The organism is Streptomyces sp. NPDC059169 (genome assembly GCF_042755225.1).
In the GTDB taxonomy this organism is placed as follows: Bacteria; Actinomycetota; Actinomycetes; order Streptomycetales; family Streptomycetaceae; genus Streptomyces.
In genome coordinates this window covers 88,787-112,404 of record NZ_JBHZCF010000002.1, presented here as the reverse complement: position 1 = coordinate 112,404, position 23,618 = coordinate 88,787, and the positions used below count along the sequence as shown (strand labels likewise).

The following is a 23,618-nucleotide window of genomic DNA, read 5'->3' as shown; positions in this document are numbered from 1 at the left end:
TTTCTGGCGGGGGTTCGTTCTTTTCCCTGGCTGGCGTCTCCCCTCTGTCTCTCTTCCCTCCCCTTTCTCCCCCCCCCCTGCCCTCGCTTTGTCCCGCGGCCGTCTCCAGGGGCGCCCGCCACGGGCGATCCCCACCCGTCCCGCCTCCACCGCACCCACGCGAACGCCGCCGCCCCCGGTACCGGTCGAACCGGTACCGGGGGCGGCGCGGCCGCACCGCGTCCGTGCGCTACGCGTTGGCCGGGGCCGGCTCGTCCGCCTCCGTGGCTCCAGGCTCCGCCGCCGGGCGCGCCCGCTTCGCCTCCCGCTTCGTGCGGCGCCGCTCCTTGCGGAGCTCCACGACCGCGTACAGCGTCGGCACCAGCAGCAGCGTCAGCAGCGTGGACGTCACCAGACCACCGATCACCACGACCGCCAGCGGCTTGGCGATGAAGCCGCCCTCGCCCGTGACGCCGAGGGCCATCGGCAGGAGCGCGAAGATGGTCGCCAGCGCCGTCATCAGGATCGGGCGGAGCCGGTGGCGACCGCCTTCGACGACCGCCTCGACCACGCCCATGCCCTGGGCCCGGTACTGGTTGATCAGATCGATCAGCACGATCGCGTTCGTGACCACGATGCCGATCAGCATCAGCATGCCGATCAGTGCGGGCACTCCCATCGGTGTACCGGTGGCGACCAGCAGACCGATCGCGCCCGTCGCGGCGAACGGGATGGACACCAGCAGGATCAGCGGCTGGACCAACGACCTGAACGTGGCGACCAGCAGCATGAACACGATGGCGATCGCGGCCAGCATGGCCAGGCCAAGCGAGCCGAAGGCCTCGTCCTGGTCCTCGGAGACGCCGCCGATCGAGACGGTCGCACCCTCCGGGAGGTCCAGGGACTTGATCTTCGTCTGGAGCGCACTGCTCACCGCACCCGTGTTGTCCCCGGTCGGCTTCGCCGTGATCGTCGCCGCCCGAGCGCCGTCGATACGGGTCATCGACACCGGACCGGGCACCAGCTTCACATCGGCCACGTCACCCAGCTTCACCGGGCCGAGCGGCAGGTTCTTCAACTCGGCCAACGTCTTCGCCGGCTTGGCGGCGGTGATCACGACGTCCCGCTCGGTGCCGCCGATGATCGCCTTGCCCGAAGGGGTGCCGCGCACCGCCTGGGCGACGACCGCCCCGAGCGCGGCGTCGTTGAAGCCCGCCTCGGCCGCCTTCGCGGTGCCCTTGACGGAGACCCGCGGCACGGACTGCGACAGGTCACTCTGCACGTCGGTCACGTGGTCGAGCTTGGCCACCGCGACCCGGACCTGCTCCGACGCCTTGCGCAGGACGTCCGCGTCCGCGGCCTTCACCACGACGCTCAGGTCCTGGTTGCCGAAGCCGTCGCCCGCGGCGATCGTCGTGTCGCCGATGCCGTCGAGCCCGTCCAGTTCCTCGCGGATGCGGTCGCGGGTCTTCTCGTACGACGCCGATTCCTTCAGGGTCAGCTGGTAGGAGGCCTGGTTGGAGCCGGTGCCGCCGCCGAACGCCGCCATGAAGCCGGAGGAGCCCACGGTGACCTGGTAGTCCCTGACCTCGTCGATGCCCGCGAGAACCTTCTCGACCTTCTTCGCGGACGCGTCGGCCGCCTCCAGGCTGGTGCCGGGTTCCAGCTCCTGCTTGATGGACATGACCTCCTGCTCACCCTGGTCGAAGAAGTTCGTCTTGAGGAGCGGCGCCATGCCGAAGGTGCCGACCAGCACCACGAGCGCGAGGGCGATGCTGGTGAAGCGGCGGCGGGTCGCGAACCGCAGCACCGGCACGTACGTCCGCTGAAGGACGCTACGCGCCTCCTGCTCCTCGGCCGTGCGGCGCGCCTCGTCCGGGTCGATGCCGCGCACCGCCTTCGGCGCCCGCAGGAACCAGTACGACAGGACCGGGACGACCGTCAGCGACACCAGCAGCGAGGCCAGCAGCGCCGCCGTGACGGTCAGCGAGAACGAGCCGAACAGCTGGCCCACCATGCCGCCGACGAGACCGATCGGCAGGAAGACGGCGACGGTGGTCAGGGTGGAGGACGTGACGGCCCCCGCCACCTCGCGCACCGCCGTGAGGATCGCGAACTGGCGCTCCTCGCCGTAGCCGAGGTGCCGTTTGATGTTCTCCAGGACCACGATCGAGTCGTCGACGACCCGGCCGATGGCGATGGTCAGCGCGCCCAGCGTGAGCATGTTGAGCGACAGGTCGCGGGTCCACAGCACGATCAGTGCGAGCACGACGGACAACGGGATCGAAACCGCGGTGACCAGCGTCGAGCGGATCGACGCCAGGAAGACCAGGATGATGACAACGGCGAAGAGCAGCCCGAGGGCGCCCTCCGTGGTCAGTCCGGAGATGGACTTGGAGACCGCCGGGCCCTGGTCGGAGACGATGGCCAGGTCTGCGCCGGAGCCGAGGTCCTTGCGGAGCTTCGGCAGCTTGTCCTTGACCGCGTCGGAGATCGCGACGGCGCTGCCGTCCTTGTCCATCGTGACCACGACGGCCAGGCTCGGCTTGCCGTTCGTGCGGGTGATGGAGACGCGCTGCGACTCTTCCTGGGACACCTCGGCGACGTCCCCGAGGCGAATGGGCTTGCCGCCCTTCTCGGGAGTGATCCACAGGTCCTCGATCTGCTTCAGCGAGGTGAAGGCGCCCCCGACCTGGACGGTGCGGTTGCTGCCCGCCTCGGAGAAGGAGCCGGCCGGGACCGTCGCGCCGCCGGCCTGGAGGGCCTCGGAGAGGGACTTGCCGTTCAGGCCGGCCGCGGCGAGCTTCTTGTCGTCGGGGGTGACGGACACCTGGAGGTCCTGGACGCCGTCGACGGAAACCTGGCCGACGCCCTTGATGTCCTCGATGACCGGCACCACGGACCGCTCCAGCTGGTCGGCCAGGGCCTGCTGGTCCCTGCCGGAGGTGACGGCGAGGACGACGGTCGGTATGTCGTCCGTCGAACCGGCGACCACCTGGGGGTCGACGTCGTCCGGCAGTCTGACGCGAGCACGGTTGACGGCCTGCTGGACGTCCGCGACGAGCTGCTTGGTGCCGTCGCCCCCGTAGTCGAAGGTCGCCATGATCACGGCGTTGCCCTCGCTCGCCGTGGACGTGACGCCCTTGATGCCGTCGACGGCCTTGATCGTGCTCTCCAGCGGCTCGACGACCTGCTTCTCGACCACATCGGGCGACGCCCCCTGGTACGGGGCGAGCACCGACACGATCGGCAGTTCGATCGAGGGCAGCAGCTGCTGCTTGAGCTGGGGGATGGCGATCGCCCCGAAGACGATCGCCACGATCGACATCAGCCCTATCAGGGCCCGTTGTGCGAGGCTGAATTTGGACAGCCAGGACATGGGGTCTCTCTTCTGTGGCGTACGCAAGTGGCGGGCAGCCTCAGGTGCCCACTCATACGATCTGCCATCCCGGAGCCGTTTTCCTCGACCTGCGGGTCCAATTCCTTATCCGGCGCCTACTCCGAACGGAGTACCGTCCACGCGCCGTCTACTCCTACTCCCCCCGGGGACGAACCAGGCCGGATTCGTAAGCGACGACGACCAGTTGCGCACGGTCGCGCGCGCCCAGCTTCGCCATCGCCCGGTTCACGTGGGTCTTCACCGTGAGCGGGCTCACTTCGAGGCGCTCCGCGATCCCGTCGTTCGAGTGGCCGCCCGCCACGAGGACGAGCACCTCGCGTTCGCGCACGGTCAGCGCCGCGAGCCGTTCCGCGTGCACCGCCGGTTCCCCGCCGTGCTCCCCGCTGCCTTGCTGGGCCAGGAACGTGGCGATCAACCCTTTGGTCGCGGCGGGCGACAGCAGCGCTTCACCGGCCGCGGCGATGCGGATGGCGTTGAGCAGCTCGTCCGGTTCTGCGCCCTTGCCGAGGAATCCCGAGGCCCCGGCGCGCAGCGACTGCACGACGTACTCGTCCACCTCGAAGGTCGTCAGCATCACCACCCGCACGGCGGCGAGCTCCGGGTCGGCGCTGATCATGCGGGTGGCGGCCAGGCCGTCGGTGCCGGGCATGCGGATGTCCATGAGGACGACGTCGGCGCGTTCGGAGCGGGCCAGCTCCACGGCCTCGGCACCGTCGGCGGCCTCCCCCACGACCTCCATGTCGGGCTCCGAGTGCACCAGGACCTTGAACGCGCTGCGCAGCAGCGCCTGGTCGTCGGCGAGCACCACCCTGATCGTCATGCCTCTCCCTCCCCGTGGGCCATGACGGGCAGTATCGCCTGCACCCGGAATCCGCCGCCGTAGCGGGGTGCCGCGCTGAGACTGCCGCCGAGTGCCGACACCCGCTCCCGCATGCCGATCAGACCGTGGCCGCCGCCCTGCTCGCGGTCCGGCTCGCGGCCCTGCGCCGGGGTTCCGGGAGCGCCGTCGTCGAGGACGGTGATCTCCACGGTCCGGCCCACCCGTACGACGCTCACCTCGGCCCTGGCCCCGCGGCCCGCGTGCTTCTGCACGTTGGTGAGGGCCTCCTGGACGATCCGGTACCCCGCGAGGTCGACGGCCGCCGGCAGCTCGGTCCCCTGGTCCGTACGGGCCAGCTCGACGGGCAGACCGGCGTGCCGGAAGGTGTCCAGCAACCCGTCCAGCACGGCCAGCCCGGGCGCGGGTGCCGTGGGCGCCTCGGGTTCGCCGGACTGGCGCAGCAGACCGACGGTGGCCCGCAACTCGTTGAGCGCCGACCGGCTCGCCTGGCGCACGTGCGCGAGCGCCTCCTTCGCCTGGTCGGGGCGCTTGTCCATGACGTGGGAGGCGACTCCGGCCTGCACGTTGACCAGGGCGATGTGGTGGGCGACCACGTCGTGCAGGTCACGGGCGATCCGCAACCGCTCCTCGGCGACCCTGCGGCGCGCCTCCTCGTCCCGACTCCGTTCCGCCCGCTCGGCCCGCTCGCGCATGGCGTCGATGAACGCGCGCCGGCTGCGGACGGCGTCGCCGGCGGCGGCGGCCATGCCGCTCCAGGCGAACACCCCCAGGGTCTCCTGGCTGTACCAGGGGGCAGAGCCGCACAACATCGCGGAACCGGTCAGGACGGTCATCGTCAACAGCCCGACCCGCCAGGTGGTGGGGCGGTCGGTACGGGAGGCGACCGTGTAGACGGCGACCACCGCGGACATCGCGACGGGGGCTGGAGGATCCCCCGTGACGAGCTCGACGAGGGAGACCGTCCCGGTGACGCCCAGCACGGCCAGTGGCCGGCTGCGCCGGAAGACCAGGGCACCGGCGGCGACCAACATCAGCAGCACACTGCGCAGCCCGGGGGTCCTGGCCCCGAACGTCGGCCCGTGCGGACCGTTCGGGTCGGCGAACGACGCGAGGACCATGCAGGTGAGCACGGCGAAGGCGAGGGCGGCGTCGAAGGCTTGGGGATGCGTGCGCAGCCAGCATCGGGTGTGTGCGAGCCCGGTGAACCCGGTCGGAGGAACGGCCACGACAGGAAACGGTACGGCGTACGGCACCCGTGCGGGATCCCGCGGTCGCGCCCGCTCCACGGCGGCCGCCTCGTGGCCGCCCCCGCCCCCGCCGTTCGCGTCCGGGCCGTCCGTCCGAGGTCGGCAGGCGTTCGGGCGACGGGGCTCGGGCGACCCGGCGTGCGGGGCAGCGCCCCCGCGCCCGGACCTGTGTCCGGGCGCGGGCCGTGTCGTCATCCGCGGTAGCGGGACCGGCGAGCCCCGACCAGCTGGGACCGGTCGGGACCGGGGAGCCCCGACCGGTCCCAGCCGGTCCCCACGCGGGGTGGGTGCGGGACGACCCCCGGGCGGTCCCGCACGGGCGTCAGCCGGGGATGAGTCCGTCGTCGCTGAGCATCTCCCGGACCTGTTCGAGCGTGGCGTCGGGAGCGGGCAGGATCAGTTCTGAGGGCTCCAGGGCGTCGTCCGGCAGCGGGGCGCCGAACTTGCGGACCGCGTCGAGCAGTGCGCACAGGGTGCGGCGGAAGCCGCCCTCGTCACCGGTCTCCATCTCGGCGAGCAGCTCGTCGTCCAGCTTGTTCAGCTCGACGAAGTGGCTGTCCGCGACCGTCCACTGGCCCTCCCCCATGATCCGTACGATCATGACGCGCCGTCCCTACTGCTTGTCGAACTTGTGGGTCTGCCCCTGGGCCTGGTCCTGGGCGGATCCGTTACCGCCCTCGATCGCCTGCTGCTGGGTGCCGCCGGCCAGCTCGGCCTTCATGCGCTGCAGCTCCAGCTCGACGTCCGAGCCGCCGGAGATCCGGTCCAGCTCGGCGGCGATGTCGTCCTTCGCCATCCCGGAGGGGTCGTCCAGGGCGCCGGACGCGAGCAGCTCGTCGATGGCCCCGGCCCTGGCCTGCAGCTGGGCCGTCTTGTCCTCGGCGCGCTGGATCGCCAGGCCCACGTCGCCCATCTCCTCGGAGATGCCGGAAAACGCCTCGCCGATCCTGGTCTGGGCCTGTGCCGCCGTGTACGTGGCCTTGATGGTCTCCTTCTTCGTGCGGAAGGCGTCGACCTTGGCCTGCAGCCGCTGGGCCGCGAGGGTGAGCTTCTCCTCCTCGCCCTGCAGCGTCTGGTGCTGCGTCTCCAGGTCGGTGACCTGCTGTTGGAGTGCGGCGCGGCGGGACAACGCCTCGCGCGCCAGGTCTTCGCGGCCGAGCGCCAGCGCCTTGCGCCCCTGGTCCTCGAGCTTCGTGGACTGGCCCTGAAGCTGGTTGAGCTGCAGTTCGAGGCGCTTGCGCGAGGTCGCCACGTCGGCGACTCCGCGGCGGACCTTCTGGAGCAGCTCCAGCTGCTTCTGGTACGAGTAATCGAGGGTTTCGCGCGGATCCTCGGCCCGGTCCAGGGCCTTGTTTGCCTTCGCGCGGAAGATCATCCCCATACGCTTCATGACACCGCTCATGGGCTTCGCGCGCCCCCTTCTGACGGACTGGCTCCAGCTACTCCAGAACCCACAGTACGGGCCCTGCATCCATTACCGCACTGTTCCAGCACGGATGCGCTCCTCCCCAAGAACGACCTGCCCCCGCCCGTGATCCAGCGCAAGGAGTAGGTGATCCCGGGGAAACCCTGCGACAGGGTCCGATCTGCCTGCTCTGCCCCCTACGGACGCCTGCCGTTGCCGGATCGTTCCCCCAGGGACTGGGGTCGCCGCCCGGCACCCCGTACCCTTGTGTTCTGTGTTCCGTAGCCGTTCCAAGGAAGAGAAGGCCCCCACCGGCAAGGTGACGGCGGACCTCTCCAAGCAGCCCCGCGACCCGCAGGCCCCGAAGGGCCGCCCCACTCCGAAACGGAGCGAGGCCCAGGGCCAGCGCCGCCGTGCCCAGTCGGCACCGGTCGACCGCAAGGACGCCGCACGTCGCCAGCGCGAAGCGCGCCGAGCCGACCTGGCCAAGCAGCGCGAGGCGCTGGCCGGCGGCGACGAGCGCTACCTGCCCGCGCGTGACAAGGGCCCCGTGCGCCGCTTCGTACGCGACTTCGTCGACTCACGGTTCTGCGTGGCCGAGTTCTTCATGCCGCTGGCGGTGGTGATCCTGGTCCTGACCATGATCCGCATGCCCCAGGTGCAGAACATCGCCCTGCTGCTGTGGCTGGGCGTCATCGTGATGATCGTCATCGACTCGATCGGCCTGTCGGTCCGCCTGCGCAAGCAGCTGAACGAGCGCTTCCCGGACGAGCCGAAGCGCGGTGCCGTGGCCTACGGTCTGATGCGTACGCTCCAGATGCGCCGGCTGCGGCTGCCCAAGCCCCGGGTCAAGCGCGGAGAGCGGCCCTGAGCGCCGATGTCTCCGGGTTCGGTGGTGGTGCGGAAGCCTGGCTGAAGGGCCTGGGTGGACTGCGCAACACCGTCCGGCAGGAACTCGTCGCACGACAGCTCGACGAACAGATAGCCGCCCGCTTCCCGGTCGGGCAGCGGCTGCGGGTCCTCGACGTCGGCATGGGCCAGGGCACCCAGGCGCTGCGCCTGGCCCGGGCCGGACACACGGTGACGGGACTGGAGTCCGAAGCCGCGATGCTGGAGGTGGCCCGCGCGGCCCTGGCCTCCGAGCCGGCGGGCATCCGCGAGCGGTTCCGCATGATCGAGGGCGACGGTCGCGACACCGGAGTGCACTTCCTGCCCGGCGCCTTCGACGTGGTGCTCTGCCACGGCGTGCTGATGTACGTCGAGGAGCGGGACGCGATGCTGGCCGGGCTGGCCCGGATGCTCGCTCCCGGCGGCCTGCTCTCCCTGCTGGTACGGAACGGCGACGCACTCGCCATGCGACCGGGTCGAGCCGGCGACTGGCAGGGGGCCTTGACGGCCTTCGACACGGACGCCTACACCAACCGGCTCGGACTGCCGGTGCGCGCGGACCGGCTCGAGGAGCTGACGGCGACGCTCGCGGGGATCGCGGCACCGCTGCACACCTGGTACGGGGTGCGGGTCTTCACCGACGACGCCGGCGATGACGCGGAGGTCCCGTCCGACCACGAGCTGGAACGCCTGCTGGCGGCCGAGGACCGGGCGAGCCGGACGGACCCCTACCGGTCCGTGGCCGCGCTGCTCCACCTGTGCGGGGTGCGCGGCTAGCGTCCTTCGGGTAGGGAGCGGCGCCTCGGCCGGGAGGCGCACGGATCACTCACGGGCACGCGCACGAGAACGGCGCCCGAGGGCTTCGACGGCCCCGGGCGCCGCTGCGCGTCCGTTCCGGTTCAGCCTTCCGCGTGCAGACTCATCGGTCCGTAGATCCGGCTCCCGTCCTCGATCAGGTGCACCTGGTCCGCACCACCCTCCAGCAGGTCCTTCCAGACCTCGCCGATCCAGCTCTCCGCGTCTCCTTGCGTGCTGAATTCCTCCGGCTGCACGGCCGGCTGAACCTCCGTGCCGTCGGACTTCTCGAACCGCCACGTCCACGCCATGTGCGCCTCCCGGGTGTCGGGCCCTCACCTGGTGCTCGGTCTGCCGAGCGCCTTGCTGCCCGCAGCGTAGCCGGGCGCGCACCCGCAGCGGCGGCGCGGGAGGATCAGGAACGTGGAACTGACTCTGCTCGGCACCGGAGCCCCCAGTGGGCTCCCCCGCCCCGACTGCCCCTGCGCCGTCTGCGCCGTCGCCCGCGGCGAGCGGACGCGCGCCGCGACCGCCCTCCTCGTGGACGGTGCGCTGCTGCTCGACCTCACCCCCGGCGCCGCGCTCGCCGCGGCCCGTGCCGGGCACTCGCTCGTCGGTGTGCGGCAGGTCCTGCTGTCGCACCCGCACGCCGGTCCCGCGGTGGAACTGCCCGCGGGACTGCCCACGGCCGGTCGGGTACCGGACGGCCAGGAGCTGACACTGATCAGCGGACACCGGGTGCGGGCAGTGGCGATGGACGCGCCGGGCACGGGCTACGAAGTGGCGTCACCGGACGGCGAGCGGCTGCTGTACCTGCCGCCGGGCGGAGCGCCCGCGGGGGTGACGGACAGCGATCCGCTGCCGTACGACTTGGTGGTCGCCGACGTCGTACGGCGGCCCGACGCCCTGGCGAAGCTGCGGGCGACGAGCGCGATCGGCCCTGCCACGGACGTGATCGCGGTCCACCTGGACCACGACGTGCCGCCGGGCGCCGAGCTCGACCGGCGGCTCGCGGCAGCGGGTGCGCGCGCGGTACCGGACGGTGCGACCGTCTACGTGGGCGAGTACCACGCGGTGCCCGACGTGCCGCGGCGCACCCTGGTCACCGGCGGCGCCAGGTCGGGCAAGTCGCTCGAGGCCGAACGGCGCCTGGAGACGTTTCCCGACGTGGTGTACGTGGCCACGAGCGGCACCCGCAGCGACGACCCGGACTGGGCCCGGCGCGTCGCCGTCCACCGCGACCGCCGGCCCGCCAGTTGGCGGACGGTCGAGACCTGCGAACTCGTGCCGCTGCTTGCCGCGCAGGGCCCGCCGTTGCTCATCGACTGCCTGGCCCTGTGGCTGACCGACGCGATGGACCGGGTGGGGGCCTGGGACGATGAGCGCTGGGAGGTCGAGGGCCGCGACGCGCTGCGCGCCCGCACGTCGGAACTCGTCGCGGCGGTGCGCGCGACGCGGCGCACGGTCGTGGCCGTGACCAACGAGGTCGGTTCGGGGGTGGTCCCGGCGACTGGGTCGGGGCGGCGGTTCCGCGATGAGCTGGGGCGGTTGAACGCGGCGTTCGCGGACGAGTGCGAGCACGTGCTGCTGGTCGTGTCCGGGCAGGCGTTGCCGCTGCGTGGCTGAAGGGGCCGGACGGGTGCCGGCCCGGTCGGGTGGGGGGAAGTCGAGCCGGGGTGGTTCGGCGGTGAGCGGGCCCGGGCGGGCGGGACGGGGCAGCCGCGGGGTAGACAGCCCGGCAGTGCCGGGCGCGCCGTCGAGCCCGTCGGGCAGGGGACGGCCGGCGCCCCGGGCGCCGTCACGGCCCCGGGCCGACCCCGCCGGGGCCGTCCACGGCCGAAGGGGACGTGGGGCAGCGGCCCGCAACGCACCGGGGGGCCGGTACTGTTCGGCGAATGAGCTCGCTGAATCTCGACGACTTCTCCGACCTGATCGAGCGGCCCGACACCGGCATGCGGCGCGACGCCGAAGAGCGCCGGGAACGGCTCGCCGTACCCCCCGGTGCGCTGGGGCGCCTCGACGAGCTGGGTGAGTGGCTGTCGGCCGCACAGGGCTCCGTACCGGTGAAGGCCGTCGAAAGCCCGCGGGTAGTGCTGTTCGCCGGGGACCACGGCGTCGCTGCCCTCGGAGTCTCGGGCCGTCCCGCGGGCACCGCCCACGCACTGGTGCGGTCCGTGCTGGACGGGGCGAGCCCCGTCGCGGTGCTGGCCCGACGCATGGGTGTGCCGGTGCGGGTCGTCGACGCCGGACTGGACTGCGATCCCGGCCTGCTGCCGGAGGACGTCGTACGGCACCGGGTGCGGCGGGGCAGCGGTCGCATCGACATCGAGGACGCGCTCACCGTCGAGGAGGCCGAGCAGGCGGTTCGCCTCGGGATGGCCGTCGCCGACGAGGAAGCGGACTCCGGGACGGATCTGGCCGTGTTGGGCGACCTGAGCGTCGGCGGGACGACAGCGGCCTCCGTACTGGTCGCCGCTCTCTGCGGAACCGACGCCTCGGTGGTGACGGGCCGCGGTGGGGCCGGGATCGACGATCTCGCGTGGATGCGCAAGTGCGCGGCCGTGCGCGACGCGCTGCGCAGGGCGCGGCCCGTGCTGGGCGACCAGCTGGCGCTGCTGGCCGTCGTGGGCGGCGCCGACCTGGCGGCGACGACGGGTTTCCTGCTGCAGTCCGCAGTGCGCCGGATGCCGGTGATCCTGGACGGAGTCGTCTCGGCGGCCTGCGCACTGGTCGCGCAGCGCGCGGCGTTCCGTGCACCTGACTGGTGGCTGGCGGGTCAGGTCAGCGGCGAACCGGCCCAGGCGAAGGCTCTTGACCGCATGGCACTCAACCCGCTGCTCGACCACGGCGTCACTGTGGGCGAAGGAGCTGGGGCACTGCTCGCCCTCCCCCTCGTGCAGGCGTCGGCGGCGCTCGCGGCCGAGTTGCCGGAGCGCACGGAGGCGCGGGGCACCGCGGGGAGTTCAGCAGACTGACGCCGAGGTGCGGCCGGCACGGCCGGTCGCACCCGACCCGTGTGACGCGGTGCCCCATATGATCGCGTTTCATGGGAGAGGTCCGTTTGTCCGCCCAACCCTCCGGGGAGACCACCCGCCCGGCCCGCAGTTCGCGCCGTAGTGCCGCGTTCGCCGTCTGGTACCTGCGTACCGTCGCGTTCGTCAACTTCCTCAGCGCGGTGTGGGTCTCGTTCGGCCAGGACCTCCGCCGTCACAACACCGACGTCTACTTCACCCCCTACCTGCTCACCGCGGGGTTCGCCTCCGGCGTGTTCACGCTCTTCCTCGCGATCACCATGCGCCGCCGCAAACGCGCCGCCTGGATCCTCAACCTGGTGCTGAGCGGCCTGCTACTGCTGCTGTTCGCCCTCGCGATGACGGATCCCGAGATCCGGCGCTACCCGCAGAACTGGATCTCACTGGTCCTCACCGCGTCCTTCGTGGCCTCCCTGCTGATCGGCCGCCGCGAGTTCTACGCCAAGGGCGACCGTTCCAATCCGAAGCTGGCCGCGGCCGTCGCCTCGGTGGGACTCCTCGTCACATCACTGCTCTCCGCGCTGCTGGTGACCGTCACCAACACCGCCACCGCCCCCTCGACGTTCATGGAGCGGTGGGGGTACGGGGCGATGCGCCTGGTGTCGCTGGCGGCCGACGACGACGGCGGCCCGGGCATCGCCACCCCCGGCTGGGTGGACGTCACCATCAACGTACTGTCCACCCTGCTCCTCGTGGCCGTGCTGTTCGCCGCGTTCCGCTCCCGCCGGGCGGTCGACCCGATCACCGAGGAGGACGAGACGAAGCTGCGCGGCCTGCTCGACCGGCACGGCGACCGCGACTCGCTCGGCTACTTCGCGCTGCGCCGCGAGAAGAGCGTGGTGTGGTCCCCCAGCGAGAAGGCCGCCGTCGCCTACCGGGTGGTGGGCGGCGTCTCGCTCGCCTCCGGCGACCCGATCGGCGACCCGGAGGCATGGCCGGGGGCGATCGAGCCCTGGCTCGCGGAGGCCCGCGAGCACGGCTGGATCCCGGCGGTGATGGGGGCGAGCGAGGAAGCGGGGACCATCTACGCCCGGCACGGTCTGGACGCCCTGGAACTCGGCGACGAGGCGATCGTCGAAACCGCGGAGTTCACCCTGGAGGGGCGGGCGATGCGGACGGTGCGGCAGGCGTACAACCGGGTGAAGCGCGCAGGCTACGAGGTGCGGATCCGGCGCCACGAGGACATCCCGGCCGACGAGATGGCGGAGCTGCTGCGGCACGCAGACGACTGGCGCGACGGCGCCACGGAGCGTGGGTTCTCCATGGCACTGGGCCGCCTCGGCGACCCGGCGGACGGACGCTGCGTGATGCTCGAGTGCACCGGCGCCGAAGGGGAGTTGCGGGCGCTGCTGAGCTTCGTGCCCTGGGGCCCGAAGGGACTGTCCCTCGATCTCATGCGCCGCGACCGGGACTCCGAGAACGGTCTGATGGAGTTCATGGTGATCGAACTGCTGCAGCGCGCGGAGGAGATCGGGATCACTCAGGTCTCACTGAACTTCGCCATGTTCAGATCGGTCTTCGAACGTGGCTCGAAGCTCGGGGCGGGACCGGTCCTGAGGCTGTGGCGCTCGCTGCTCAGCTTCTTCTCCCGTTGGTGGCAGATCGAGTCGCTGTACCGCGCCAATGCCAAGTACCGACCCATCTGGGAGCCGCGTTTCATGCTCTTCGAAAAGAGCGCCGATCTTCTGCGCATCGGCGTCGCCGCCGGCCGCGCCGAGGGCTTCCTGGAAGCCCCGGGCCTGCCCAAGTGGCTGCACCGCAAGCACCTGGAGAGCCGCCGGGGAGCTCGGTGAGAACGGTGCGCGCGGTGGCGCGCGTCGAGTGGGGGCCGCTGTACGGGAAGGTGCGGACGGACCTGGCGGCCCACAAGGCGCGGGCGATCCCGCTGACCGTCACGGCCATCTGCCTCACCTCGCTGTTCCAGCTCGTGCAGAACCAGTCGTGGGGCTACGGACCGGTGCAGAGCATCGGCTCGGTGCGGGCCGAGTACCCGCTCTGGATCGCGCTCCTGCGCACCCCGCTCTCCCTCTTCGTCCCGGCCCTCGACCTGCCGGTGTGGGGCGCACTGGCGCAGATCCTGCTGGTGTTCGGGATCGCGGAGATCTGCCTGGGCCGGTGGCGCACCCTGCTCATCGCGTACGTGTCCACGCTGGCCGGAACCATGTACGCGCGGGTCGCGATCGCCTTGGGCCCGGACCATCCGCTGGGCCTGCCCGCGAGTGACGCCCGGGTCGTGGACACCGGGCCCTCGGCAGCCGTGGTCGGGCTGGCCGTCTACGTCTGCTGCCGCTACCGGGCCTGGATGACGATGACCCTGGTGATCGTGGCGATGGTCGTCGAGGTGCTGGTCAAGAACAACCTCGCCGGCAAGGAGCACCTCGCGGCGATCGGGGCCGCGCTGGTGGTGTGCGCGGTGACGGAGTGGGTTCAGCGGCGTTCCATGTCGTGCACCGAGATGGCACGGTCGGGGGCGCCCCCGATCAGATCCTGAAGCTTCCGGCGCGGCCCGCTCCAGCGTTTGTCGTGGTGGTAGGCGCGCAGGGCGGCTCGCGCGCGGGCATGGGGGCGGCGCCGATAGAGGCGCTTGGCCCAGGGCGAGGTCGGCCGGGCGAGCCGCATCGCGCCGATGAGCGCGACGAACGGAACCAGGGTGCCGAAGATCGCCGTGCGCAGCTTGCCCTTGAACAGGCTGATCAGCACGAAGGCGAAGTTGACGGCGATGCTGACCAGGAGGACCAGTCGATCCGACCGCTCCTCCTCGCTCAGGTCGTTCACCCCGAGCGGTGCGAAGCCGCCGAGGGTGAGCAGCACGACGGACGCGGTGAGCACCACGACCTCGATGCTCTTGCGGCCCTCCTCGGTCCAGTAGACGTCGTCGAGGTGCAGGATCAGCGCGAACTCGTCGAGGACGAGACCCGCACCCACGCCGAAGATCACGGAGAAGACCACGGCACTGGGGCCGGAATTGTCGACGGCGGCGACCGCGCCGAAGCCGCCGATCACCGTCAGCACGACACCCGGGACCACGTGGTGGATGTGCACCCCGCCCGAGCTGACGTTCCGGAACGGCCCCTTCCCCGCTCGGATCATCCTGGTGACCACCCGGGTGACCAGGAAGGTCAGCACGAACGAGGCGAGCGCAAGCAGCAGCGGCAGCTTCCCCGGCTCCACGATGTTCCGGTAAAACCAGTGATCCATACCACCCGCTCCCATTTCGCCCGCTTTGGGCCCTATCGGCAATCTACCGTCGAGACGCAGCGACTACCCTGCGCGCCGTGAGCCCCCTCAAAACGGAGCGCGGGACCGGCATGCGGTTCGCGTTCGGCACCCTCACCGTCCTGCCGGTCCGCGTCACCCGCTGGGACCGTGACGCGGCACGCCTCGGCATGCTGTGCGCCCCGCTCGCCGGCCTCGTCGTCGGTCTGCTCGCGGCGGCCCTCGGCGTGTCGCTCCTCCTCCTCGGAGCGGGTCCGCTGCTCGCCGCCGTCGGCTCCGCAGCGGTACCCGCCGCGCTCACCCGGGGGCTCCACCTCGACGGACTCGCCGACACCGCCGACGGCCTGGGCAGCGGCAAGCCCGCCGCCGACGCCCTGCGGATCATGAAGCAGTCGGACATCGGTCCCTTCGGCGTGATCACCCTCGTGCTCGTGCTGCTGGCGCAGGTCGCCGCCTTCGGCGAGCTCTACGGCGAGGGCTGGGCGTACGGGGCGGTCGCGGCAGTGCTGGCCGGTGTCGTGGCACGCCTCGCGCTGACCCTGGCGTCCCGCACCGGGGTCCCGGCGGCCCGCCCCGAGGGCCTGGGCGCAGCGGTGGCCTCTGCCGTCCCCACACGCCTCGCCCTCGCGGTCACGGTGCTGGTCACGGCAGCCTGTGCGGCAACGGGTGTGCCGTTCGGCGCGACCGGGGCCGTACGCCATGCCCTCGCGGCCGTGGTCGCGCTCGCCGCCGCCGAACTGCTGCTGCGACACTGCGTGCGGCGCTTCGGCGGGGTGACGGGGGACGTCTTCGGCGCGATCGAGGAGACGGCGGCGACGGCGGCGCTGGTCACACTGACCCTGGGTTAGACCTCGCGCGCCGGAACCGGCCCCGAGCACCCCCCGTACGCCCAGGGCCCGGCGCACCGCCAGCGACTCGGCGAGGGTCCCGCCACGCCCCCGACTCCCACCTCTTCCACGGGGGACGCGGGCCGGGCTTCCGCCCCTGGGAACAGCACCGCTCCTCGTCCAGCTCGGACTCGACGGCGCGCGGGGCCGGTTCATGGAGCCGGTTCATGGGGGGCGGCCACGTGGCCCGGTACGGCCGTACCCCGGCCGCGGACCGGCCGGGGTACGGGTCGTTCGACGTGGGCCCGAGGGTCAGGCGGGCAGCCGGAGGGTGACGGCGCTCTGCAAGAGGTCAGGCCCCGTCCAGGACGACCGGGTTCCCGCGTACGCGGTGCCGAAGAGCACCGTGCCGAGGAGTTGCTGCTTGCGGGTGCCTTCGGGCGCCGTGATGGGCACGGCGACCCCGCTCGGCGCCTGGACGGTGACGGTGGTGCCGATGCGGTACGCCGTGACCCGGCCCGCGTCGAGGGCCTGCTGCCAGGCGGCGCGGCGGCTCAGCTCCGTGCCGGCCTCGGTCTGACGGGGGTTGATGATCGGGGTGTTGTCCGCGTAGAGCGAGCGGTACTCGCTCAGGATCCGGTCCAGGACCGGGTAGAGGATGCGCTCTTCGGCCAGGTTGGACTGGTGGACGTAGTGCGGTCGGGGGTCGTTCGCGATGACGTGGCCGAGCGCGATCCTGGTCTCCTGCGGGACGATGTGGTTCGCGTATCCCGTGGCGGTGTCCAGCGGCTGGTCCAGGCAGGTGGATGCCGGGTTGCTCTCGCAGATCCCGCTACCGCCGTCCGCCTTGGACGTGTAGATCCAGTTGTACTCGTCGGCCATCTCCGCGGCGGTGCCCGTGTTGTAGTACACGTTCATCGGGTAGCGGGGCACGGTGGCCGCGCTACCGACGGGACGCTGCTGCGGCTCACGTGAGTTGTCGCTGGCGATCCACTTGACGCCGTTGTCGGCAAGCGCGGGCGCCAGGTTGGGGTTGTCCACCGGCTGCTGCGGCAAGGTCTTCAGACCCGAGTGCTCACCGGTGACCAGCTCCGAGCGGTCAACCGAAATGCCCTTGCCCACGGCCCAGTTGTAGTTGTCCCGGATCTGTGCGGAGATTTCCGCACGGCTCATCCACTGCGTGTTGCCCGCGGCGTCCTTGGTGCACTGCCAGGGAACGACCGACACGTCCTGCACGCAGCCGAGGAAGGGATGCGTGTACGTGTGGTTGATCCAGCGGTACTTGGCCCGGTCCGCCACCAGTTGGGCGGCGAGCGGATCGCTGCCGCCGTGCTCCGCCTTCCACTCCTCCCCGGCGCCCGCGTTGTAGACCATGTCGAGCGTGAAACCGCTGGACTGCTGCCACTGGGCCGCGTACTGCGCGTCCGCCGCCGTCATCCGGATGTCCGGCGTCTGCTCGCCCTCGGCACCCGTACAGTCGATGTCGCCGGGCGTGCAGTTGCGCTGGCTGTCCCAGCGGGCGTCGGGTGCGAACACGTCGTCGACGTGCACCGAGAAGTAGTTGCGGCTCTGACCGAGGTGGACGCCCTGGGTGAGCCACTCGACCATGCCGCGTGCCAGTAGCCGGAACTGCCGTTGGTTCTGGTTGTAAGCGAAGGTGACGACGAGCTCGCGGATCCCGTCGTGCACGTACTCGCCGAGCAGGCTGGCCCGGTCCTGCCCTCCGGGGACGGGGGCGTCGAGGTAGCTCGTGTACCCTTCGCGCGGCTTGGCCAGGAAGCCGTAACTCTCGCCGACGTCGGGCGCGTTGTCCTCGAAGGTCACCGGACCGTCGAGGTAGCCGAAGGGCCCGGAGCGGCCCGCGGTGGTGACGGCGGCCGCCGTCCCGTCGAGCGTGCCGGACCAACCCCCCTCCGTGGTGTAGTCCAGGCCCACGCCCGGGTGGGCCCACGTGTACGCGTCGACCTGGCGGACGCCGAAGGTCTTCTCGTACGTCGCGAGCGCCGCCTGCTCCGCGGAGTTGGCCCCGAACGGAGCCTCGTTCGGCAGGACCACACCCTGGTACTTGGCGCGTGGTCTGCCGCTCACCGTGTCGCTCAGGAAGGGCGCGTTGATCACCGGCCGTCCTGCGTCGTTCAGATCGACGACGTTGTACGGCACCCCGTTGTTGCGCAGCTCGGAGGTGACCGCGGCCACCGCCTCGCCGCCGTCGTCCACCACGAGCACCTTGAGGTCGATCCTCGGCGCCAGGGCCTCCTCGGCCGCCGAGGCGGTCGACGCCGGCAGCACCGCCGCCAGCATCGCGGACGCGGCGACCGCGACCGCTGTCGTGACGAGCCTGCCTCCTCGTGCTCGTCCGTGCGCGGTCGCCTTCTCACCGCCGAACCCGCGCGTCAATCCGTTCGCACTGAATGCGGACACCATGCGTTCCCCCCACGATCGATGACCCTCCCGTGCGGAGAATTGGGGAGGATCTGTGGAAATCATGCAAAGCAGCGACTTGCTCCCTTGCACTTTCGGCCTGAGTGTGACGTAGCCCTCACTGTTGAAACAGGGAACATGCCAGAGACACCACTCACGGGTGAACGTCCGCTGGCGTGATCGAACATCATGGGCGCGCGTAGGCTCGTTCCGGCGCTCAGGCTCGCCCGACTTACGATGCGCCGGGCACGGCCGACCCCACCATTTCGGCCACCGAACTCAATGGAAGCGAGAAATCACCACCGTGACTGCTCTCACTCTCAGCACTGCCGGCGCTGCGACGCTGCGCGCCGACGCGATCGTCGTCGGCGTCGCGAAGAGCCCGAAGGGCGGCAGCGGCCTCGTCGTCGCCACCGGCGCCGAGGCCGTGGACAAGGCGTTCGGCGGAAAGCTCGCCACGGTCCTGGAGACCCTGGGCGCCTCGGGTGCCGAGGGCGAGGTCACCAAGCTGCCCGCGCCGTCGGGCGTCAAGGCCCCGGTCGTGATCGCGGTAGGGCTCGGTGCCGCCCCGGAGAAGGACGAGGCCTACCAGGCCGAGTCCCTGCGGCGCGCCGCGGGTTCCGCGGCACGGGCACTGGCCGGCTCGAAGAAGGCCGCCTTCGCCCTGCCGATCGAAGCCTCCGAGGACGCCGAGGCGATCGCGGAAGGTGCGCTGCTCGGCGCCTACGCCTTCACCGCTTACCAGGACGGCGGCAACGGCAGCAAGAACGGCAAGCAGCCGCTCGCCGAGGTCGCCCTGCTGGGGGCCAAGCCCAGGGACAAGGCCTACAAGGCCGCGGCCGAGCGTGCCATCGCCCTGGCCGAAGAGGTCAACCGCGCCCGCGACCTGGTGAACACCCCGCCGAACGACCTCTACCCCGAGTCCTTCGCCGCCATCGCCACCGCCGCCGGCAAGGAGCACGGCATCAAGGTGCAGGTCCTCGACGAGAAGGCACTCGTCAAGGGCGGCTACGGCGGCATCCTCGGCGTCGGCCAGGGCTCGGCCAACGGACCGCGCCTGGTCCGACTCGCCTACACCCACCCCAAGGCGGAGAAGTCCCTGGCCTTCGTCGGCAAGGGCATCACCTACGACTCGGGCGGCATCTCGCTGAAGCCGGCCGGCCACAACGAGACCATGAAGTGCGACATGAGCGGCGCGGCCTCGGTCTTCGCCGCCGTGGTCGCCGCCGCCCGCCTCGGGCTGGAGGTGAACGTCACCGGCTGGCTGGCGCTCGCCGAGAACATGCCGTCCGGCACCGCGACCCGCCCCGGCGACGTGCTGCGCATGTACAGCGGCAAGACGGTGGAGGTCCTCAACACCGACGCCGAGGGCCGGCTGGTCCTGGCCGACGCGCTCACCAAGGCGTCGGAGGAGAACCCGGACGCGATCGTCGACGTCGCGACCCTCACGGGTGCGATGGTGCTGGCGCTGGGCAACCGCACGTTCGGGATCATGGCCAACGACGACGCTTTCCGCACGTCCATCCACGAGATCGCGGAGGAGGTCGGCGAGGCGTCCTGGCCGATGCCGCTCCCCGCCGACCTGCGCAAGGGCATGGACTCCCCGACCGCCGACATCGCGAACATGGGCGAGCGGATGGGCGGCGGCCTGGTCGCCGGCCTGTTCCTGAAGGAGTTCGTCGGCGAAGGGATCACCTGGGCCCACCTGGACATCGCGGGTCCCGCCTTCCACGAGGGCGCGCCGTACGGCTACACCCCCAAGGGCGGCACCGGCTCCGCGATCCGCACCCTGGTGAAGCTCGCCGAGCGCACCGCGTCCGGCGACCTGGGCTGACGCCCGTTCCCTCCGGGCGCGGGGTCGTGCCGCGCGCCCGGAGGCGGCCCGGGATCCGGGGTTCCGGGGCGGGCCGGAGGAGCCCCGGAACCACCGCGGCAGGAATAGGCCGCGGCGTCCCGCCGTTCGCCTACGACGAAATCCGCAGGTTCATCGGGCCCCGTACTCACCGGAGACGCGGATCCTCCGTCTCAGACCCCGGCCCCGCGTCCCGCCTTCCGCCGACAAGTGCGAAGATGGGTTCCCGGCAGGACAGGGCCCCCACCACAGGGCCGAAGACAAAGCGGCCGAACACCAGCCGCCGCCCGGTCATCGAGGACCGGCGACCGGCGCACATGCATGGAGGACGTGACGTGGCGAACGACGCCAGCACCGTTTTCGACCTAGTGATCCTCGGCGGTGGTAGCGGTGGTTACGCCGCGGCCCTGCGCGGAGCCCAGCTGGGCCTGGACGTCGCCCTGATCGAGAAGGACAAGGTCGGCGGCACCTGCCTGCACCGTGGATGCATCCCCACCAAGGCCCTGCTGCACGCCGGTGAGATCGCCGACCAGGCCCGCGAGAGCGAGCAGTTCGGAGTGAAGGCCAGCTTCGAGGGCATCGACGTCCCGGCCGTCCACAAGTACAAGGACGAGGTGATCTCCGGGCTGTACAAGGGCCTGCAGGGTCTGGTCGCCTCCCGCAAGGTCACGTACATCGAGGGCGAGGGCCGGCTGTCCTCCGCCACCTCGGTCGACGTCAACGGCCAGCGGGTCCAGGGCCGCCACGTCCTCCTCGCCACGGGTTCCGTGCCGAAGTCGCTGCCGGGTCTGACCATCGACGGCAACCGCATCATCTCCTCCGACCACGCGCTGGTGCTGGACCGGGTCCCGAAGTCCGCGATCGTGCTGGGCGGCGGCGTCATCGGCGTCGAGTTCGCCTCCGCGTGGAAGTCCTTCGGCACCGACGTCACGATCATCGAGGCCCTGAAGCACCTCGTTCCGGTCGAGGACGAGAACAGCTCCAAGCTGCTGGAGCGTGCCTTCCGCAAGCGCGGCATCAAGTTCAACCTCGGCACCTTCTTCGAGAAGGCCGAGTACACCGAGGACGGCGTGCGCGTCACCCTCGCCGACGGCAAGACCTTCGAGGCCGAGGTGCTGCTGGTCGCCGTCGGTCGCGGCCCGGTCTCCCAGGGCCTGGGCTACGAGGAGCAGGGCGTCGCGATGGACCGCGGCTACGTCCTGGTCGACGAGTACATGCGCACCAACGTGCCGACCATCTCGGCCGTCGGCGACCTGGTCCCGACCCTCCAGCTCGCGCACGTCGGCTTCGCCGAGGGCATCCTGGTGGCGGAGCGTCTGGCCGGTCTGAAGACCGTCCCGATCGACTACGACGGCGTGCCCCGTGTGACGTACTGCCACCCGGAGGTCGCCTCGGTGGGTCTCACCGAGGCCAAGGCCAAGGAGGTCTACGGCGCGGACAAGGTCGTCGCTCTGAAGTACAACCTGGCGGGCAACGGCAAGAGCAAGATCCTGAAGACCGCGGGCGAGATCAAGCTCGTCCAGGTCAAGGACGGTGCCGTGGTCGGCGTCCACATGGTCGGTGACCGCATGGGCGAGCAGGTCGGCGAAGCCCAGCTGATCTACAACTGGGAGGCCCTGCCGGCCGAGGTCGCGCAGCTCATCCACGCGCACCCGACGCAGAGCGAGGCGCTCGGCGAGGCCCACCTGGCCCTCGCGGGCAAGCCGCTGCACTCCCACGACTGACCAGTCACGGGCGCGACGACCACTACCGCACTTTCGTAAGGAGCAACCGAAACCATGCCGGTTTCCGTAACCCTTCCGGCGCTCGGCGAGAGCGTCACCGAGGGCACCGTGACCCGTTGGCTGAAGGCCGAGGGCGAGCGCGTCGAGGCCGACGAGCCGCTGCTGGAGGTGTCGACCGACAAGGTCGACACCGAGATCCCCGCACCCGCCTCCGGTGTACTGGCGTCCATCAAGGTCGCCGAGGACGAGACCGTCGAGGTCGGCGCTGAACTCGCCGTCATCGACGACGGCACGGGTGCGCCCGCTGCCGCCCCGGCGCCGGCCGCTGAGGCCGCTGCCGCACCGGCCGCACCGGCCGCAGAAGCCCCCGCCGCCCAGGCCCCCGCCGCCGAGGCGCCGGCCGCCGAGGCCCCCACCGGTGGTGCCACCGGCACCGACGTCGTGCTGCCCGCACTGGGCGAGTCGGTCACCGAGGGCACGGTGACCCGTTGGCTGAAGGAGGTCGGCGAGGAGGTCGCTGAGGACGAGCCCCTGCTCGAGGTCTCCACCGACAAGGTCGACACCGAGATCCCCGCGCCGACCTCCGGTGTACTGCTGGAGATCGTGGTCGGCGAGGACGAGACCGCCGAGGTCGGCGCGAAGCTCGCCGTGATCGGAGCCCCGGGTGCCGCACCGGCCGCCCCTGCACCGGCCGCCCCTGCACCGGCAGCCGCCCCGGCCCCGCCCGCTCCGGCTCCGGCTCCGGCTCCGGCTCCGGCTCCGGCTCCGGCCCAGCCTGCTCCGGCCGCCCCCGCCCCGGCCCAGCCCGCCGCTGCTCCGGCCGCCCCCGCCCCGGCAGCTCCGGCAGCTCCGGCCCAGCCCGCCGCTGCTCCGGCCGCCCCCGCCCCGGCAGCCGGTGGTGCGGACGAGGGCGCGTACGTCACGCCGCTGGTCCGCAAGCTCGCCGCCGAGAGCGGCGTGGACCTGTCGACGGTCAAGGGCACCGGTGTCGGTGGCCGCATCCGCAAGCAGGACGTCGTCGCCGCCGCGGAGGCCGCCAAGGCCGCCGCACCGGCACCGACCGCCGCACCGGCCGCGGCCAAGCAGGCCCCGGCTCCCGAGGTCTCCCCGCTGCGCGGCCAGACCGTCAAGATGACGCGCATGCGCAAGGTCATCGGCGACAACATGATGAAGGCGCTGCACGGTCAGGCCCAGCTCTCCTCGGTCGTCGAGGTCGACGTCACCCGCCTGATGAAGCTGCGCGCGCAGGCCAAGGACGGGTTCGCGGCCCGCGAGGGCGTCAAGCTGTCGCCGATGCCGTTCTTCGTCAAGGCGGCGGCCCAGGCGCTGAAGGCCCACCCGGTCATCAACGCCCGGATCAACGAGGACGAGGGCACCATCACCTACTTCGACTCGGAGAACATCGGCATCGCCGTGGACTCCGAGAAGGGCCTGATGACCCCGGTCATCAAGGGTGCGGGTGACCTCAACCTGGCCGGCATCGCCAAGGCCACCGCGGACCTGGCGTCCAAGGTCCGCGGAAACAAGATCACGCCGGACGAACTGGCCGGCGCGACCTTCACCATCAGCAACACCGGCTCGCGCGGCGCGCTGTTCGACACGATCATCGTGCCGCCGAACCAGGTCGCCATCCTGGGCATCGGTGCCACGGTCAAGCGCCCGGCCGTCATCGAGACCGCCGAGGGCACCGTGATCGGCGTCCGCGACATGACGTACCTGACGCTCTCCTACGACCACCGTCTGGTGGACGGAGCCGACGCGGCCCGCTACCTGACCGCGGTCAAGGCGATCCTGGAGGCCGGCGAGTTCGAGGTCGAGCTCGGCCTCTGAGCGAAGCGGCTGTAACCAGCCTCACCAGCGGTGGGGCCACCCCGGGGGCCCCCCTGGGGGGGGCACCCCCCTCCCTTCCCCGGGTTCTCTCTTTTTTCCGGGGAAGTTTCTCACCCCCCCCCTCCTCCACCCCCTCCCCCGCCCCATCCCCCAACCCCCCC

At 71.5% G+C, this 23,618-nt stretch carries 18 protein-coding genes; 10 read left to right on the top strand and 8 right to left on the bottom strand.

Annotated features, from left to right (window positions below; genetic code table 11):
* Positions 1–229: 229 nt before the first annotated feature.
* The 5 genes from ACFXOM_RS04360 to ACFXOM_RS04340 all read right to left on the bottom strand — a co-directional run bounded on the left by ACFXOM_RS04360 (position 230) and on the right by ACFXOM_RS04340 (position 6,857).
* Entirely contained in the window at positions 230–3,358 is a 3,129-nt protein-coding gene (locus ACFXOM_RS04360; RefSeq protein ID WP_384944311.1) for an efflux RND transporter permease subunit, read from the bottom strand.
* Positions 3,359–3,512: 154 nt separating this feature from the next.
* A complete protein-coding gene (locus ACFXOM_RS04355; RefSeq protein ID WP_384930220.1) occupies positions 3,513–4,199 on the bottom strand; it encodes a response regulator in 687 nt (228 codons plus the stop codon).
* On the bottom strand, positions 4,196–5,446 hold the full coding sequence (locus tag ACFXOM_RS04350; RefSeq protein WP_385036927.1) for a sensor histidine kinase: 1,251 nt from the start codon (positions 5,444–5,446) through the stop codon (positions 4,196–4,198). The genes ACFXOM_RS04355 and ACFXOM_RS04350 overlap by 4 nt, the downstream gene beginning before the upstream one ends.
* Positions 5,447–5,789: 343 nt before the next feature.
* The gene (locus tag ACFXOM_RS04345) at positions 5,790–6,068 is read right to left on the bottom strand and encodes a hypothetical protein (RefSeq protein ID WP_384930226.1); all 279 of its coding nucleotides are present in this window, start codon (positions 6,066–6,068) and stop codon (positions 5,790–5,792) included.
* A 12-nt stretch (positions 6,069–6,080) separates the two neighbouring features.
* The gene (locus ACFXOM_RS04340; RefSeq protein WP_384930229.1) at positions 6,081–6,857 is read right to left on the bottom strand and encodes a PspA/IM30 family protein; all 777 of its coding nucleotides are present in this window, start codon (positions 6,855–6,857) and stop codon (positions 6,081–6,083) included.
* 289 nt (positions 6,858–7,146) lie between these two features.
* Between ACFXOM_RS04340 and ACFXOM_RS04335 the strand changes: the two genes are divergently transcribed.
* Entirely contained in the window at positions 7,147–7,743 is a 597-nt protein-coding gene (locus tag ACFXOM_RS04335) for a DUF3043 domain-containing protein (RefSeq protein WP_384930231.1), read from the top strand.
* 50 nt (positions 7,744–7,793) lie between these two features.
* Positions 7,794–8,537 carry a class I SAM-dependent methyltransferase gene (locus tag ACFXOM_RS04330; protein ID WP_384930367.1) on the top strand — a complete coding sequence of 248 codons (744 nt, stop codon included), beginning with the start codon at positions 7,794–7,796 and terminating at the stop codon, positions 8,535–8,537.
* A 122-nt stretch (positions 8,538–8,659) separates the two neighbouring features.
* On the opposite strand, the gene ACFXOM_RS04325 is transcribed toward ACFXOM_RS04330, so the two are convergent.
* The gene (locus tag ACFXOM_RS04325; RefSeq protein ID WP_384930234.1) at positions 8,660–8,866 is read right to left on the bottom strand and encodes a hypothetical protein; all 207 of its coding nucleotides are present in this window, start codon (positions 8,864–8,866) and stop codon (positions 8,660–8,662) included.
* Positions 8,867–8,978: 112 nt separating this feature from the next.
* On the opposite strand from ACFXOM_RS04325, the gene ACFXOM_RS04320 reads away from it, so the two are divergent.
* The 4 genes from ACFXOM_RS04320 to ACFXOM_RS04305 all read left to right on the top strand — a co-directional run bounded on the left by ACFXOM_RS04320 (position 8,979) and on the right by ACFXOM_RS04305 (position 14,078).
* Positions 8,979–10,181, top strand: coding sequence for a bifunctional adenosylcobinamide kinase/adenosylcobinamide-phosphate guanylyltransferase (locus tag ACFXOM_RS04320; RefSeq protein WP_384930237.1), 1,203 nt, complete (start codon positions 8,979–8,981; stop codon positions 10,179–10,181).
* Between the two features lie 278 nt (positions 10,182–10,459).
* The gene (cobT, locus tag ACFXOM_RS04315) at positions 10,460–11,530 is read left to right on the top strand and encodes a nicotinate-nucleotide--dimethylbenzimidazole phosphoribosyltransferase (RefSeq protein WP_384930370.1); all 1,071 of its coding nucleotides are present in this window, start codon (positions 10,460–10,462) and stop codon (positions 11,528–11,530) included.
* A gap of 71 nt (positions 11,531–11,601) precedes the next feature.
* A complete protein-coding gene (locus ACFXOM_RS04310) occupies positions 11,602–13,380 on the top strand; it encodes a phosphatidylglycerol lysyltransferase domain-containing protein (RefSeq protein ID WP_384930240.1) in 1,779 nt (592 codons plus the stop codon).
* Positions 13,377–14,078: a hypothetical protein gene (locus ACFXOM_RS04305; RefSeq protein WP_384930243.1), complete on the top strand. Its 702-nt coding sequence runs from the start codon at positions 13,377–13,379 to the stop codon at positions 14,076–14,078. Before ACFXOM_RS04310 ends, ACFXOM_RS04305 begins: the two co-directional genes overlap by 4 nt.
* Here ACFXOM_RS04305 and ACFXOM_RS04300 read toward each other — a convergent pair.
* Positions 14,015–14,785 carry a hypothetical protein gene (locus ACFXOM_RS04300; protein ID WP_385036925.1) on the bottom strand — a complete coding sequence of 257 codons (771 nt, stop codon included), beginning with the start codon at positions 14,783–14,785 and terminating at the stop codon, positions 14,015–14,017. The genes ACFXOM_RS04305 and ACFXOM_RS04300 overlap by 64 nt on opposite strands.
* A gap of 110 nt (positions 14,786–14,895) precedes the next feature.
* Here ACFXOM_RS04300 and ACFXOM_RS04295 point away from each other — a divergent pair, with 110 nt between their 5' ends.
* Positions 14,896–15,651 (top strand): adenosylcobinamide-GDP ribazoletransferase, encoded by a 756-nt coding sequence (locus ACFXOM_RS04295; protein ID WP_384930373.1) that lies wholly within the window; start codon positions 14,896–14,898, stop codon positions 15,649–15,651.
* A 291-nt stretch (positions 15,652–15,942) separates the two neighbouring features.
* Here ACFXOM_RS04295 and ACFXOM_RS04290 read toward each other — a convergent pair whose 3' ends face one another.
* Entirely contained in the window at positions 15,943–18,054 is a 2,112-nt protein-coding gene (locus ACFXOM_RS04290) for a hypothetical protein (protein ID WP_385036923.1), read from the bottom strand.
* Between the two features lie 301 nt (positions 18,055–18,355).
* Here ACFXOM_RS04290 and ACFXOM_RS04285 point away from each other — a divergent pair, with 301 nt between their 5' ends.
* From ACFXOM_RS04285 to sucB, 3 genes are all read left to right on the top strand, one after another.
* Positions 18,356–19,885: a leucyl aminopeptidase gene (locus tag ACFXOM_RS04285; protein ID WP_384930249.1), complete on the top strand. Its 1,530-nt coding sequence runs from the start codon at positions 18,356–18,358 to the stop codon at positions 19,883–19,885.
* 353 nt (positions 19,886–20,238) lie between these two features.
* Positions 20,239–21,627, top strand: coding sequence for a dihydrolipoyl dehydrogenase (gene lpdA, locus ACFXOM_RS04280; protein WP_384930252.1), 1,389 nt, complete (start codon positions 20,239–20,241; stop codon positions 21,625–21,627).
* 54 nt (positions 21,628–21,681) lie between these two features.
* Complete coding sequence (gene sucB / locus ACFXOM_RS04275) at positions 21,682–23,457, top strand: 2-oxoglutarate dehydrogenase, E2 component, dihydrolipoamide succinyltransferase (protein ID WP_385036921.1); 1,776 nt, start codon at positions 21,682–21,684, stop codon at positions 23,455–23,457.
* Positions 23,458–23,618: the final 161 nt, after the last annotated feature.